The organism is Mycobacterium sp. NGS50, from assembly GCF_059812545.1.
The window spans coordinates 126,667-139,997 of the sequence record NZ_JCALCW010000002.1 but is presented as its reverse complement, the minus strand read 5'-3'; the positions used below and the strand labels follow the sequence as shown (position 1 = coordinate 139,997).

The 13,331-nt window shown below is 64.5% G+C and carries 18 protein-coding genes; 15 read left to right on the top strand and 3 right to left on the bottom strand.

Translation table 11 applies throughout. The features are described 5' to 3' along the window. The first annotated feature begins 182 nt into the window (after window positions 1-182). The 7 genes from AC5Y36_RS02640 (at window position 183) to AC5Y36_RS02610 (ending at window position 4,349) form a co-directional block, all read left to right on the top strand. On the top strand, window positions 183-422 hold the full coding sequence (locus AC5Y36_RS02640) for a hypothetical protein (protein WP_500039296.1): 240 nt from the start codon (window positions 183-185) through the stop codon (window positions 420-422). A gap of 75 nt (window positions 423-497) precedes the next feature. Continuing rightward, entirely contained in the window at window positions 498-695 is a 198-nt protein-coding gene (locus tag AC5Y36_RS02635; protein ID WP_500039295.1) for a hypothetical protein, read from the top strand. Continuing rightward, window positions 692-1,069: a type II toxin-antitoxin system death-on-curing family toxin gene (locus AC5Y36_RS02630; RefSeq protein ID WP_500039294.1), complete on the top strand. Its 378-nt coding sequence runs from the start codon at window positions 692-694 to the stop codon at window positions 1,067-1,069. The genes AC5Y36_RS02635 and AC5Y36_RS02630 overlap by 4 nt, the downstream gene beginning before the upstream one ends. Before the next feature lie 31 nt (window positions 1,070-1,100). Continuing rightward, window positions 1,101-1,400 carry a DUF7446 family protein gene (locus AC5Y36_RS02625; RefSeq protein WP_500039293.1) on the top strand — a complete coding sequence of 100 codons (300 nt, stop codon included), beginning with the start codon at window positions 1,101-1,103 and terminating at the stop codon, window positions 1,398-1,400. Beyond that, entirely contained in the window at window positions 1,397-3,358 is a 1,962-nt protein-coding gene (locus AC5Y36_RS02620; RefSeq protein WP_500039292.1) for an RNB domain-containing ribonuclease, read from the top strand. The genes AC5Y36_RS02625 and AC5Y36_RS02620 overlap by 4 nt, the downstream gene beginning before the upstream one ends. Further along, the gene (locus AC5Y36_RS02615) at window positions 3,355-4,014 is read left to right on the top strand and encodes a hypothetical protein (RefSeq protein ID WP_500039291.1); all 660 of its coding nucleotides are present in this window, start codon (window positions 3,355-3,357) and stop codon (window positions 4,012-4,014) included. The genes AC5Y36_RS02620 and AC5Y36_RS02615 overlap by 4 nt, the downstream gene beginning before the upstream one ends. Window positions 4,015-4,055: 41 nt before the next feature. Further along, window positions 4,056-4,349 carry a hypothetical protein gene (locus tag AC5Y36_RS02610; RefSeq protein ID WP_500039290.1) on the top strand — a complete coding sequence of 98 codons (294 nt, stop codon included), beginning with the start codon at window positions 4,056-4,058 and terminating at the stop codon, window positions 4,347-4,349. A 94-nt stretch (window positions 4,350-4,443) separates the two neighbouring features. On the opposite strand, the gene AC5Y36_RS02605 is transcribed toward AC5Y36_RS02610, so the two are convergent. Further along, complete coding sequence (locus tag AC5Y36_RS02605; protein WP_500039289.1) at window positions 4,444-5,244, bottom strand: hypothetical protein; 801 nt, start codon at window positions 5,242-5,244, stop codon at window positions 4,444-4,446. Window positions 5,245-5,324: 80 nt separating this feature from the next. Between AC5Y36_RS02605 and AC5Y36_RS02600 the strand changes: the two genes are divergently transcribed. The 5 genes from AC5Y36_RS02600 to AC5Y36_RS02580 all read left to right on the top strand — a co-directional run bounded on the left by AC5Y36_RS02600 (window position 5,325) and on the right by AC5Y36_RS02580 (window position 8,831). Then, window positions 5,325-6,278 carry an ESX secretion-associated protein EspG gene (locus tag AC5Y36_RS02600; protein WP_500039288.1) on the top strand — a complete coding sequence of 318 codons (954 nt, stop codon included), beginning with the start codon at window positions 5,325-5,327 and terminating at the stop codon, window positions 6,276-6,278. 144 nt (window positions 6,279-6,422) lie between these two features. Beyond that, entirely contained in the window at window positions 6,423-6,707 is a 285-nt protein-coding gene (locus AC5Y36_RS02595; RefSeq protein ID WP_500039287.1) for a hypothetical protein, read from the top strand. A 102-nt stretch (window positions 6,708-6,809) separates the two neighbouring features. Next, on the top strand, window positions 6,810-8,048 hold the full coding sequence (locus AC5Y36_RS02590; RefSeq protein WP_500039286.1) for a PPE domain-containing protein: 1,239 nt from the start codon (window positions 6,810-6,812) through the stop codon (window positions 8,046-8,048). Between the two features lie 14 nt (window positions 8,049-8,062). Next, window positions 8,063-8,410: a hypothetical protein gene (locus AC5Y36_RS02585; RefSeq protein WP_500039285.1), complete on the top strand. Its 348-nt coding sequence runs from the start codon at window positions 8,063-8,065 to the stop codon at window positions 8,408-8,410. Window positions 8,411-8,462: 52 nt separating this feature from the next. Continuing rightward, entirely contained in the window at window positions 8,463-8,831 is a 369-nt protein-coding gene (locus AC5Y36_RS02580; RefSeq protein WP_500039284.1) for a hypothetical protein, read from the top strand. Window positions 8,832-9,672: 841 nt separating this feature from the next. Here the strand turns inward: AC5Y36_RS02580 and AC5Y36_RS02575 are convergent. Together AC5Y36_RS02575 and AC5Y36_RS02570 are read right to left on the bottom strand one after the other, a co-directional pair. After that, on the bottom strand, window positions 9,673-10,314 hold the full coding sequence (locus AC5Y36_RS02575) for a cadmium resistance transporter (protein ID WP_079481877.1): 642 nt from the start codon (window positions 10,312-10,314) through the stop codon (window positions 9,673-9,675). A 138-nt stretch (window positions 10,315-10,452) separates the two neighbouring features. Then, the gene (locus AC5Y36_RS02570; protein WP_005148625.1) at window positions 10,453-10,842 is read right to left on the bottom strand and encodes a heavy metal-responsive transcriptional regulator; all 390 of its coding nucleotides are present in this window, start codon (window positions 10,840-10,842) and stop codon (window positions 10,453-10,455) included. Window positions 10,843-10,898: 56 nt separating this feature from the next. Between AC5Y36_RS02570 and merA the strand changes: the two genes are divergently transcribed. From merA to merT, 3 genes are read left to right on the top strand one after another with little or no spacing between them, the layout of a single operon-like run. Then, window positions 10,899-12,302, top strand: a complete 1,404-nt coding sequence (gene merA / locus AC5Y36_RS02565; protein WP_005148655.1) for a mercury(II) reductase — start codon at window positions 10,899-10,901, stop codon at window positions 12,300-12,302. A gap of 26 nt (window positions 12,303-12,328) precedes the next feature. Next, on the top strand, window positions 12,329-12,970 hold the full coding sequence (gene merB, locus AC5Y36_RS02560) for an organomercurial lyase MerB (protein ID WP_005148656.1): 642 nt from the start codon (window positions 12,329-12,331) through the stop codon (window positions 12,968-12,970). 32 nt (window positions 12,971-13,002) lie between these two features. Next, the gene (gene merT / locus AC5Y36_RS02555) at window positions 13,003-13,293 is read left to right on the top strand and encodes a mercuric ion transporter MerT (RefSeq protein WP_005148657.1); all 291 of its coding nucleotides are present in this window, start codon (window positions 13,003-13,005) and stop codon (window positions 13,291-13,293) included. Window positions 13,294-13,331 lie beyond the last annotated feature (38 nt).

Genomic DNA, 13,331 nt, shown 5'->3' with positions numbered 1-13,331 from the left:
TATCCGCTTGACCAGCTCCCGGTCGATGCTTACCCCTTGGCGCCGAGCGAACACATCCAACGAAATTGATGAAATATCCGGTGGCAGTGCGCGTATCCGCACTTTGGTAAGCGCACGATGCGCGAAAGCTGTCGTCGCAATGTATGCCGGCGGTCGGCCACGTGGGAAGAACGGGGGAAGCAGTGACGGACAATCGGTTCAAGGTCGGGGACCTGGTGCAGATCAAGCACGAGTACGAGGTGATCGGCAACCCGAGCCTTTTTCGTATCCGCAGCATCGCGGCAGGCAAAGCAGTGCTCGGACAACTCGGCGATAACGATGACGAGTACCACGGCCTCGACACCGAGATCGACCTCGATGATCCGGAACTGATCGCGCCGCACCCAGAAATCCTTGCGATGTACTCACGGCACGTCGTCTGACCCAGCACCGGTCTGGTACCGGCATGGTACCAATAAAATGGTACTATTGGAGTATCACTGTCGGGGAAGGAAGCCATGCCCGCCCTCAATGTCGAGTTCACTGAAGAAGAACTGGCGGTCGTGCGGTCCGCGGCCAGCAATGCCGGCGCGTCGATGCGGTCGTTCGCCAAGCAGGCGATCCTTGACAAAGCCCGCGATCGCCATGGCCGAATACAAGCACTAGCCGACGAGATCGCTGTGCGCTCGAACGAGTTGAACAAGCGACTCGCATGACCGATATTCCGAGCACCGGCGAGGTACTGATCGCCGCCGAACGTGCATGCGGATTCCGCCCCTTGGTACGGGACCCGGGCTTGTTCGAATCGAGCCTGTTGCGCCCGGCAACAACCCTGCTCGGTGAGGACGCCTACCCCAGCGTCTGGGACAAGGCCGCCGCGCTACTGCACTCACTAGCAAGCACTCAATCGCTCGCCGACGGCAACAAACGCACCGCCTGGGCGGCATGCTGGCTGCTGCTCGGCCTCAACGGCCACCACGTCTCGCCGACCCTCGACGTCGATGCCGCCGAGATACTTGTTCTTTCCGCGGCCTCCAACAAACTGACGTGGGAACACATCACCACGCAACTACCAACCTTCGCCCAATGAAAATCACCAAACCACCTGAAGGGCAACGACTATGAAATTCGGAATCCAGGAAGGCGCATTCACCGGCAAGCTCAACGTTGGCTTGCTCAATTCCCGTAACACGAGCTTCCTCGCCGGAGAAGACATCGTCGACCCCGACACCGGTGAACTCGTAGCCGGCATGGAGGACTACCTATCCACCCTCCACCACGAAGACTGCACCGACATGGCTATCAGGGTCGTCGCCGAGCACATCATCAAGCACTACGGTGGCCGCCTTGCCATCGACTACAAAGACGGCACAGCATTCGAGATCGAGATCAACAACACGACGACAGCCCGGCCCGCATGAACCGCACCAGCCCCGCACGCAACGAGATGAGCGTGGACCATCGGGAACGCCCGTGCCGACCCGCGGCGGCCGTCATGATCGACGACCCAGACAGCCGTGACCTCGACGATGCCATCACCGTGCGATCCACACCCTCCGGTTGGACCGCCACCGTGCACATCGCCGCCGCCGCGGATGCGATCGCCGCCGACAGCCCCACCGACCACCGGGCCCGCGCCAGCATCGAGACCACATACCTCCCACACAAGACGACTCCGATGCTCGGCAACCTCGAACGCGCCGCAACGCTGTCCGCTGGCCAGCCCCGCTCCGCGCTGTCGGTCTCAGCCACCTTCGACACTGCCGGTACCTGCACCACCACCGAACTCACCCGCACCCACCTGCCCGCCGGCACCTGCATCCGACTTCCCTACAGCCGAGTACCGAAAGTCCTCGCCGACACCAGCCACCCACTACACCAACAACTCACGGCCGCACACCAGCTGGCCGACACACTGCTCGCCGCCCGCCGAGCGGCCGGCGCCCTCGCCGTCTACGACCTCAACCACGGGTTCGCCATATCCGAGGAAGGGGCCATCACCTACATCCCGCAACAGCAACGCAACGCGGGCTACGTCATCGTTCAGGAACTGATGATCGCCGCCAACAACGCGATCGCCTCATGGTGCATCGACCGCGACCTGCCCATCTTGTTCCGCAACCACCGCACCAACCTGACCAGCACCAATGGCGCAGACCTCACCGCCGACATCGCGGCCAGCCTGCACGACCCCGAACTGTTCGACCACCTACGTGAACGCATCAACCGCACCATGGGGAAGGCCACCTACGCGTCGACACCGCGCGGCCACCACGGCCTACGCCTCATGGCCTACACCCACGCAACCTCACCGCTGCGCCGCTACGCCGACCTCGCCACTCAGCGCATCATCCTCGACTACCTCGACGGTCGCCCCAGCCCGTACACCCTCGCCGAGCTCGAAGACATCGCCAACCACATCAACACCACAACCGCGCGTCGGCGCCTGGACCGCGACGACCACTTCAAACAGCAACGCCGCAAAGAGGCCGCCGCGCACATCCTCGACGGCACCTACCAGAACCTCGACCCAAAGCAATGGCGGAAAATGTTCGACCTAATGACCAAAATTGCACCCACACAAGGAATCGAAGCCGAACTCCACCGCCGCCTTGACGAAGAACTCCTGCTGCCCAACGATGTCGCCCGCCTGGCCACCGCCGGGCCAGCCTGGCAAAGCATCCAACGGCGCCTCTACCCGAAGATCCAAGCTGCACACCCTGAATTCGGGCCCAGCGCGATCAACGGATGGAGACAAATCATCGGCCACACCGCCCCAATCGAGATCGACGAGACCAGAGATCCCAGCAGACCGACCCACCAGCCGCTCTTCGCTGCCCGCGCGCGTACCGGCGATCTCATCGGCCGCTGGCAGACCGGCAAATCCAAGAAAACGGCTCAAGCCGACGCAATGTGGGACCTGCTCGCCGTCATCGGCGGCCACAGTCCCTCCGGCTCAACCGGTGACGAACCACCGGCGTGGGAGCCAGCACCGACTACTGCACCGGCCGCCACAACCGACACGAACTCCGCCGCTACAGTGACCCCAACGCCCACATTTGCGGCTCTTTCAGACTCACTGCGCACTCACCTGGCCGGTATCAGCGGTAAGAAACGATCCAATGCTCTCAGCAACCCAGTCGGCTGGCTCGCCAGCCTGAGCATGACCCACAACCTCGGTGATGTCGACTACCACTACCAGAGTGAAGGCCCAGCACACGCAATAACATTCACTTGTACCGCAACCATCGCAGGACACACCTCGACAAACACGGCCACCGCCAAGAACGCTGCTCGCGTCGGCGCTGCCACAGCGCTCGTCGAAGCCCTCATCGCCGGGACTGGCACCATTGCGTCCCAAACGGACAATCTGAGATGAACACGCAGCTCGACTGGCCAATCAACACGGTCCGCTGGACTATCGCTGTCACCAGCCAGAATCGCCACCACTGGGTCGCTGCAGGTACCCGAGAAGGCTCAACCGATTTAGCGGTCGAGCAGATCCCGATCGAGTGGATACCCGAACCACCCGCCCCGGGACCCGGTTACGACTTCGAATACACACGACTCTCCGGACGCACCGGGGTGGTGCTGGTTGGCGTGCGCACTCCGAGCGGGACCCGATACGGCCTTGACGAGGCCGCGATCATCGATCGGCAACGCACCGGAAGGATCGAAGACGCGCTCAGCGAGGTGTCCACGCTCGGCTGGGCCGCCGGATATCTTCTCGGTGCCGCCCAAGACGCCTGGCGCCTGGTAGTCGCAGGACCGCGCAAGGCTGCCGCGGCAGCGCTTGATGACGGTACCGGCGCGGACATGCAAAATGCCCTCCGGACAGTTCTCACCTCCGCCGCCAGACACGGATGGTGGCCCCAAGACCCCGACGACATCCGCTTGACCAACGATGACACCTACGTCGGTTACCTGAAAATCCCTCTCGCACAGCGGCATGCACGGGCACCCATTCCGGGATTAACAGCCGGGGCCACCTCGGCCGAGGTCTACCAACACCTTGCCAGCTTGTGGGAACATTGACCCGACTCCATCCCGACACCGACTCTCAAGCGGAGAAGCACGTGGTGAACGACGATCTCAGCGCCAAGGCGGCGCGGCACCTGGCAGCGCGTCTCACCGATTCCGGGACTGAGATCTCCACTGACCGAGTGCAAGAGCTCGCGGCGGGCCGGCCGGCCACAGATGGCGAAGCCGACGCAATCAGCCAACTAGGTCTTCTAATGATGGCCGAATACAGCAACCGCGGCGGCAAAGAGTGGGCACTGGTCGGCCAGCCCCTCGACGGCGCATCAGCCGACGACGCAGTTGCCAGGATGCTGCGGTTCTGCGGCCGACTCCTGGGCCGTGCGGAGTGAACCACCGATCGGGTTGGTCGTAGTGCGGCGGACCCCGGCTTCTGCCGTGGGGAGGACGTCAAATTAGATCCTCCGGCCGCCCGGACCGACCTATTCAGCGGTGTGCCCCGCCGTCCTGCGACCCTTTTCCATCGGGCCCAGCGCAGGTCACACCGAGTGCCGCGATCAGGGTGTCGCGCTGCGAGTCGGTGGCGGTGAGCGCACCTTGGCGCATCATCTGGTAGGCGCTGGCTTGCGCCAGAAGCAGATAGGGGGAGTAGTCGGCGCGGGGATCCATCGTGGCGACGACATCGACCGGGCCAGCTTGCTCACTAAGACCAGCCGTCAGCCGCTGGTACGCCGCCGCGAACGTATCGACGTTGGTGATCACCGGATCGTCGGGATGGGCAAGCCGGTATAACACCCAGCCCTGCGCAACTGCCACATCGCCACCGATCGGGATCTGATCGATGATGGCCCGCGCGATCGGGGTCGGCCGGCCATCGTCATCGAGCCCCGGGGCCGGCGGCCCCTCGGCCAGCTGCTCAGCTGGCTCCGGCGCGCCACCAGTACCTTCATCGCCGGCGGCAGGCTCAACAACCGGATCTACTGTTGGTGCGACTGTTTGGGTTACCGATGGAGGCTTCACGCAGATATCGGGCACCGGTACCTGCCACGTCTGGTCACCACGCCCACCGAACAGCCACGCTGCGGCCGTGTCAGCGACCGTGATCGGGAACTGCGCAAAGGCGCCCATCGTGAGGACCACAAATAGCATCACTGCAGCGGCCGCAACGAGCACGAACCACCGGCGCCGCCCACCTCTGCGCCGGCGCATCGCCAACGCCAGAAGGGGCGCTCGCCGCGCCGCCGCTAAAACGCCCCCTCGAACCGCACGAATAACGCTGGCATGCATACCGCAACACTAAACTTCTGTTTACAGCAGGCCGCCCAGCTGCGCGACGTGTTGGACTGATTTTGATGGAGGGAGCATCCGTGGTGGTCACGGAACCAGAAGCCGATGAGGCACAGTTCGACCAGCGCCACCTGATCGAGCTCTACAAGCGGGGTTTGATAAACGAGCTGCCCTACGAACTGGGCCCGATGCCGGTAGTCGACACCAGCCCCGCTGTGGCCGCTGACCTGAGTCGCTGGAACATTGTCGACTCCTCAACTGGAGCCCTCACTCCTGCGGCCGCCGAGACCCTCGCCGGCCTGGTCAACTACGAATGGGCGGTGTGGGGCATCGTCCTGCTCTACAACGAACGACAAGCGATCGTCTCCGACCTGCCCAGCGAATTCGTCCAGTACGGCGTTCACTTCGCGCAGCGCGCCGTTCCGAGGGTGACGTTCCTGATCGGGATGCGGGAGCAGACCCTGACGACGGCGACGTTGGCCGCTGGCCGGATGGTCATCACATCGGATCTCGTCCGCGGCGGCGAACAGCAGGCATATGCCGATACTGCGGCGATAGTGTCTGCCATCCTCGACCCCCAACAGGTCTGGAATCCCTACCCGATGCAAGAGCTGGCAATCCCGGCCGCAACGGCCGACGCCCTCAAAGGAGACCGTCGCGAGGAGTTCGCCGACGACGACAAGTTCGTCGACGCCGTCGATGCCACCAGCACAGGCCTCAAGGAGGCAAAACTAGCCACACCGACGGTACGAGCACTGGTTGAGCTCCTCGAACGGGACAACGTGGCCGTCGCACAACTGTGCCTGACGCGCCGGACCCCGCTGGGTAAACGCACTGCCCGCAACAACGCGGCCGGCGTTCTGTTCTTCGCAGGAGACAAGGACGGGGTCGTGGTCAGCTACCCGACACGCGCGATCGACGGCCGCCCGTGGATCACTTACGAGCCGGCAACCGCGGCGAGCATGACCCGTGCGATCGCCGCGCTCCACACGGGCCTTGAGAACGCAACGGAGGATGACGTGACCATTGCCTGAAAGCCCAGCATAAACACACAAAACAAAACGCCCGACTATCGTCAATTACGGGGTGGCGAGTGCGTCAACATCGACTATTGTGGGTGATCATCATGCGACCCACCTTCTCGTGGGAAAGGGGACTGAGGGGACATGCTTTTTGGAATGACAAGCCTGGCCGGCATGGGAGGCTCAGTAGCTGTTCTGCAGGGCATCCAGGCCCAACTCATGGCCATGACAGCCGCGAACTCGGCCACCGCGATGGCTGTGACACCGCCCGGCAATGAGGGCGCATCCGCGCTGGCCATGGCCAAGCAGCAGGCCAACGCCGCCGAGTTCGGCGCAATGTTCGGGGCGGGCCTGGAGCAGATGCAAGAGCTCCTAGTCTCGCTGACCGCATCCACGGCGGCCACCGGGCTCAGCGACGCAGCCAGCGCAGCAAGGGTCTAGGCCGAGCAGCATAAGCAGCCCACCACTGCATAGAGCCGCCCCTGCCCCACCTGTTCCTGCACGGCGCTCAGTGGTCACGAGACTCACCGAAGGGGGACCGCCTTGACGACAGAGCCGTGGGGCGGCTACATGCCTGAAATCAACGCCGGACGATTGGAGACCGGCACCGGTGTGGCCACCTGGATGGCGTCGGGTGCGATGTGGACCGACTTCACCGCACTAGTCGGCGAAGCGATGGCCGTCATGGTTGGCGAACTGGCGACTATCGGCGTCAACTGGAACGGCACAGCGCCGATCCAACTGACCGGAGTAACCGGACCATTCATGGCCTGGTTGGCCGAGATGGAAGTCATCGCAACCTCCAACGCACTGGCCTGCTTCGCAGTGGCTTCCGCCTACGCCACCGCCCAAGGCGCGATGGCCCCAGTTCCCGAAGTCAACGCCAACCGGATCTCCGAGGCCATCGCCGTAGCCACGAACTTTCTGGGAGTCAACAGCGGGCTCATCGCCGCCCTGAATGCCGACTATGCCCGGATGTGGGGCCAAAACGGAGCCACGATGATGACCTACGACGAAGCATGCCAGGCCGCCACCATCCCCAGGCCCGTGTCCCCCCCACCGCCGTTGGCCAACGCCGCGAGTTCTGGCGCGATGCTCGGCGAGGTCGCTGCCCAACAAGCCATCAACCAGGGCATCGGCGAGAGCACCGACGCCGCCACCCAGGCCCTCAGCCAGGGAGTGGAAGACGCAAGCAGCGGGGCACAGGCAGCTGGATCCCCCGAATCGATGATGTCGAGCATGCTCGGGTCAGTCGGACAGTTCGCCAACATGCCAAGCCAAATGGGCAGCAGCCTTACCCAGCCGCTGAATTCGCTTACCCAGCCCATCAATTCACTGACCCAACCCTTCCAGTCGCTGATGGGGCAACTAGGCGGCCAAACCACCGACGCCGGAAGCTTCGGACTTACCGGCCCGCCGTCGGCGGCGTTCACCGGATTCAATTCAGCGGCAGACGCCGGCGGCGCATCAGCCGGCGGCGGCGGAATACCATTGGGCGGCGGACTCGGCGGCAGCATGCTCGCCCATGGCTCCTACATGGGCGCCTCCGGTGCACCCGTCAAATCCGGTCAAGTCTTCACCGGCGTCTCAACCAGACCTACGATGGGCACCGTTGCGCCAGGCGGATTCGGCGGCGGCGCTGCCGGCGGCGGCGGAATCGCCCCGATGATGCACGGCGCCGGATCCGGCGGCACCAACCGCCCTGGGGCCGCCGTCATCTCCACCGGCAAGAACACAGAATCCGAAGTCGCGGCCCGCGAGGCCAGAGCCATGTTCCGCTGATTGAAAATCCAATAATGAACCCGACATCGCCCAACCGCCGCTGGTGGCTCATCGCTGCGTTCGCTACGCTCGCCGCCTGGCTGGTCGGCGCCTACCTACCCGCGACCTCGAACCTGTGGGTTCACCTGAATCTCATCGCCCCAGCCGGCCACCACCACCTGCTGACCTTCCCGCTGGCTTACCCCGCGGTCGGCGTGGACCTCCATACCCTCGCCTCCCTTACCGGCCTCATCATGACCCTGGCGGCGGCGGTCCGCTGGATCACCTACCTCGAACACTTCACCCCCCAGCCCCCCCAACAACTACCGGCAGGAGAACCGGCACCCCGATCCGCCGCGCCAACACCCACACCCGGGCCGTAACGCGTCACAATGGATACCTAAGCCAGCAACCACAAGCCAGGGGGAAAACGACATGGCAACAGATAATCCAGCCAGCAACTCGGCAGCTCCAGTTACCTCCGCGAACCTGGACAACCTGCGCACGGTTTCAGCACAACTCAGCAGTGTCGCCGAGGACCTCGCCGCCGTGCTGCCGCAGATCAAGGAAGTCATCAGCGCAGTCCAACAAGAGGCATCCCAGCAAAACCAGACGACAGACGGCGCCCCGTCGCCCTACTACTCGCCACTGCTGGATTCGCTGGCCACGGTCGGCCGCAAAGTCCATCAAAACATTGAGCAACTTCACCAGAACGTCACCGGCGACGCCACAGCCCTGAAGACCATCGCCGACGCCATGGGCCAAAGTCGCGACAACTCCGTCCAGCGAGTCAACGAGATCTGACGATCGCCCCGCCACACCGCTCCGCAACTACCACCGCGAGCACCCCTAGCAACCCATGCGCACATAGCTCACCTAGCATGTATAGCACGTAAAGATATGCGTTACCGGCTAGGCGGTGCAGGTCTATGCAACGCTCCCCGCTGACCACGCTCACGGCGGGCCTGGCCGCCCGACACCGATACGCCCCCAAAGACCAGAGCGGCCAGGGACAACACCACATCAGCGCTCCGTCTTCAGCGAGACTGGGGCCGGCCCCACGCAGCTCTCGGCTCCGATGGCAACGGACTACAACAACCATCGAATCGGACCGCACACCCCAGACATCCCGAGGGAATCGCCGGCCGAACAATAACGTCATGTGACGAAACGGCGGCCACACCGGAATGCCTCCGGGGGAGGGGCCGCCAACACCCATAATCGCCACCTCGTGTCCGTTCTCATTGAATCTGGGGCACATTTACTAGTCTGACCTGCATTGCCCCAGATTGGATGAGAATTTCGATCGCGACGTTTCTCATTGAATCTGGGGCTACCCTGCTTCCGCGCCCGGCTGCGAGCGCAGCAGGGTAGCCGGAATGGTCTCCTGTCGATTCCGTTGGCTCGGGTACGTCTTCGGTATAACTACTGTGATCGTGTCTCTCGTGACACACGATCATGATTCTGTGGTGCGCTCGCTCGTGTTGGTAGTTCGGGTGCCGGCTGCGGCCTTTGAGCACCTTGGCCACCGCCCGTTTTAGATTGTCATAGCGGATACGGGCCGGGACATCACCAAAGTGGTTGAACGCCAACACATGCCGATGCAGGAGCGCCTCCTGGCCCTGAGTGGTGAAGTTGCTCCGAGCTAGAGGGCGAACGCTCCGCCTTTGATGAGGATGAGGGCCCCGATTGTGATCAGTGCAACGGGCAGAACGATGTGGCCCCAGCGTGAGAGTGCTTTGGCGATGATCGGGTGGGAGGCGAAATATCGGCCGGCCGCGCACCAGATGGCCACACCGATGAGGAACACGATGATGTAAACACCGATGGTGGCGATCGTTGAGACGGCGAAGATCGGAACGTACACGCCGATGTTGTCGCCGCCGTTGGCGAAGGTGATGACTGCGACCTGCCAGGTGCCAGGCGTCAACAGTGTTGCGGGATCATCGGTCGGCGCCGGTTGGGTGCGGCGATCCCGCCAGGCCAGCCATGCCGCCCGCAGCCCCAACACGATGGGCAGCAGCCCGAAGTACGGCAGTGCGGCTGGAGGAAGCAGCGTGGCACCCAGGAGTGCGCCGCCGACCGAAACTGCCAAGATGGCGGTGAAGCCGAGGTACTGACCGGCGGTCACTCGGATGGCTGCGCCACGATGACCGGGCGCCTGGCCGAACATCACCGCGAGGACCACGATGTCGTCGATATTGGTGATGGCGAAGGTGGCGATCGCCTGAACGAGTGTGGCTGGGCTCAGCACGGCCAATGCGACCAGCTTCGAGTGAAATCCCACCGCATCGGGTGAGCCTACTGCTCAGCAGGCCCCGCGCTCCCGCGCACCAACGACCTCCAGTGGGGCGGAAATTCATGACGACTGCCGGGGTCAACGGACTTGACGAAATACATGCCTCCGGTGCCACGGAGGTGGCTCCTAGAGGTATCGACATACGTCATCGGCGCTGCATGATTCCGGGTCGACGCTTTCGGCGCCCTGCCGCAGCCGGGCGATGGTCTCGCGCAGTGCCACCAGTGCGCTGATCTGCTCGTCGAGGTCGGTCAGTCGGATGTCGAGCAGGTCGCGCACGTGCGTGCACGGCGCGTGGCCGCTGTCACGGATGTCGAGGATCTGCCGAATCTGGGCGAGGCTGAACCCGGCGGCCTGTCCCCGTCGGATGAAGCCGACCCGGGCGATCGTGTCGGCGGCATAGTCGCGATACCCCGCCGGGGAACGTTCGGCGGGCGGGAGCAGGCCTTCGTCTTCGTAGTAGCGCAGCGTCGCGGTGGTGGCCCCGGTCGCCTCGGCGAGCTTCCCGATTCTCACGATGTCTCCTCAGAACACTTGACCTTCAAGCCTACTTGAAGGTCAAGGATGGGTGCATGAGTCAGGGATTGGACCTCGCGGTCATCGGTTCCGGCGGCGCGGCGATGGCCGCGGCGATCCGCGCTACCGCGCTCGGCAAGTCCGTCGTCATGATCGAGCGCGGCATCTTCGGTGGCACGTGTGTCAACACCGGCTGCGTGCCGTCAAAGGCCCTGATCGCAGCGGCCGAGGCCCGGCATACCGCAGCCGACACTGCCCGGTTCCCGGGGATCGCCACCACGGCCGGCCCGGTGGACATGGCGGCCCTGATCGCCGGCACGCACGATCTGGTGGAGTCGCTGCGCTCAGAGAAGTACCTCAACGTGGCCGAATCGTATGGCTGGCAGCGCATTCAGGGCCAAGCGCGGTTCGCCGGAACCCCGGACGCGCCCGTCATCGAGGTCGGCGATGCCACCATCGAGGCCGAGCACTACCTGATCGCCACCGGCGCGAACCCAGTCATCCCGCCCGCATTCGAGGGCGTCGCCTACCTGACCTCGACCACCGCGATGGAAGTCACCGAGGTCCCGGAGTCGCTGCTGGTGATCGGCGGCGGCTACGTCGCGTTGGAGCAGGCGCAACTGTTCGCCCGGCTCGGGTCAACGGTGACGGTGCTGGTCCGCTCCACGCTGGCATCGAAGGAAGAGCCGGAAGTCGGCATGGCGCTGCTGGAGGTGTTCGCCGACGACGGCATCCGGGTGGTGCGCCGCGCCACGGTGAGCGAGGTCGAGCAGGCCGACGATCAGGTCACGGTCACCGCGACCATCACCGGCGGAACGCAGCAGTTCCGTGCCGCGAAAGTCCTCGTCGCCACCGGCCGCCGTCCGAACACCGACGGCCTGAATCTCGAAGCGGTGCAGGTCAAAACCGGCGAGAACAACGAGGTCGTGGTGAGCGACGGGCTGCAGTCGTCGAACCCACGGATCTGGGCGGCCGGCGACGTGACCGGGCACCGCGAGTTCGTCTACGTCGCCGCCCATCACGGCGCGATGGTCGCCGACAACATCTTCACCGACGCCGGCCGCAGGGTCGACTACCGCCATCTGCCCCGCGTGACGTTCACCAGCCCCGCGGTCGGTGCGGCCGGGACGACCGAGGCCGAGCTCCTCGCCGCCGGGACACGGTGCGACTGCCGGGTGCTGCCGCTAAAACATGTGCCGCGTGCGGTGGTCAACCGAGACACCCGCGGTTTCATCAAACTCGTCGCCGACGCCGGCACCGGCCGCATCCACGGCATCACCGCCGTCGCCAAGGATGCTGGCGAGATCGCCGCCGCCGCGGTCTACATCCTCGACGCCGCGATGACCGTCGACCAGGTCGCCGGGTCCTGGGCCCCGTATCTGACCATGGCCGAAGGCATCAAAATCGCCGCCCAGTCCTTCAGCGCCGATATGTCCCGACTGTCCTGCTGCGCATCCTGACGCATGGCTCACTCGAAAGGTTCCTGATGCCCAATTTCCTTGACCGCCTGACCATTCCGGAAGAGTCCGGGCTCGACCCGACGATGCTGGTGCCGTTGCTGCGGCTGCTCGCCGCCGGCGAGCCGGTCACCGTGGAGGCGCTCGCCGCGGCCGTCGGCCTCCCGGTTGACGAGGTGACCCGGCGTCTGGCCGCGGTACCCGACACCGAATACGACGAGCAGGGCCGCATCGTCGGCCAGGGCCTGACCCTGCGCCCGACCCGCCACCGATTCACCGTGGCCGGCCAAGAGCTCTACACCTGGTGCGCCCTGGACACCCTCATCTTTCCCACCATCCTGGACCGGCCCGCCAGCATCGAATCCGAATCACCCGTCAGCGGGCACCCGATCAGGGTCTCGGTCGGCGAAAACGGTGTCACCAGCGTGCAGCCCGAGACCGCGGTGGTCTCGCTGGTCAACCCCGACGACCTCACCTCGATCCGGTCCTCATTCTGCAACCAGGTGCACTACTTCACCTGCGCGCAGGACGCCGCGCCGTGGCTCGCCGAGCACCCCGAAGGTCAGATCGTCAGCGTCGCTGAGGCCCACCAACTCGGCGCAGCCCTGACCACACAAATCCTTACCCAGCTCCATACCCCGCCAACTGCCCACCCCGGCTGCTGCAGCTGACCAGCCGCACCCAACCTGATGAGGAGAAATCAATGAATCAACGTCCACGAAGAAATCCCGTGCTGCTGGGTGCGGCAGCGGTGCTGGTGACGGCCCTGTGTTGCGCCGCGCCAGTCCTGATCGCCGGCGGCGCGCTCGCCGCCGTGTGTGGACTGCTCGAGAATCCATGGGTCATCGGGGCAGCCGTCGCGCTGCTGCTGGCGGCTGTGGTCGCCTTCGCCCGCCGCGGTCAACGCGGCGATCACTGCTGTCCCGCCGACAGCCATTCACCCGCGACGCACACGCTCGACGACCTGACGAAAGGAAGCATCGACAATGTCTGAAACGCGTTCGTTTACACCCCACAGGTGGGCGGGCGTTA

Coding starts and splice junctions, on each gene's coding strand:
- AC5Y36_RS02635 (WP_500039295.1), top strand. CDS start 498: ATGCCCGCCCTCAATGTCGAGTTCACTGAAGAAGAACTGGCGGTCGTG.
- AC5Y36_RS02630 (WP_500039294.1), top strand. CDS start 692: ATGACCGATATTCCGAGCACCGGCGAGGTACTGATCGCCGCCGAACGT.
- AC5Y36_RS02625 (WP_500039293.1), top strand. CDS start 1,101: ATGAAATTCGGAATCCAGGAAGGCGCATTCACCGGCAAGCTCAACGTT.
- AC5Y36_RS02620 (WP_500039292.1), top strand. CDS start 1,397: ATGAACCGCACCAGCCCCGCACGCAACGAGATGAGCGTGGACCATCGG.
- AC5Y36_RS02615 (WP_500039291.1), top strand. CDS start 3,355: ATGAACACGCAGCTCGACTGGCCAATCAACACGGTCCGCTGGACTATC.
- AC5Y36_RS02605 (WP_500039289.1), bottom strand. CDS start 5,244: ATGCATGCCAGCGTTATTCGTGCGGTTCGAGGGGGCGTTTTAGCGGCG.
- AC5Y36_RS02595 (WP_500039287.1), top strand. CDS start 6,423: ATGACAAGCCTGGCCGGCATGGGAGGCTCAGTAGCTGTTCTGCAGGGC.
- AC5Y36_RS02585 (WP_500039285.1), top strand. CDS start 8,063: ATGAACCCGACATCGCCCAACCGCCGCTGGTGGCTCATCGCTGCGTTC.
- AC5Y36_RS02580 (WP_500039284.1), top strand. CDS start 8,463: ATGGCAACAGATAATCCAGCCAGCAACTCGGCAGCTCCAGTTACCTCC.
- merA (WP_005148655.1), top strand. CDS start 10,899: ATGAGTCAGGGATTGGACCTCGCGGTCATCGGTTCCGGCGGCGCGGCG.
- merB (WP_005148656.1), top strand. CDS start 12,329: ATGCCCAATTTCCTTGACCGCCTGACCATTCCGGAAGAGTCCGGGCTC.
- merT (WP_005148657.1), top strand. CDS start 13,003: ATGAATCAACGTCCACGAAGAAATCCCGTGCTGCTGGGTGCGGCAGCG.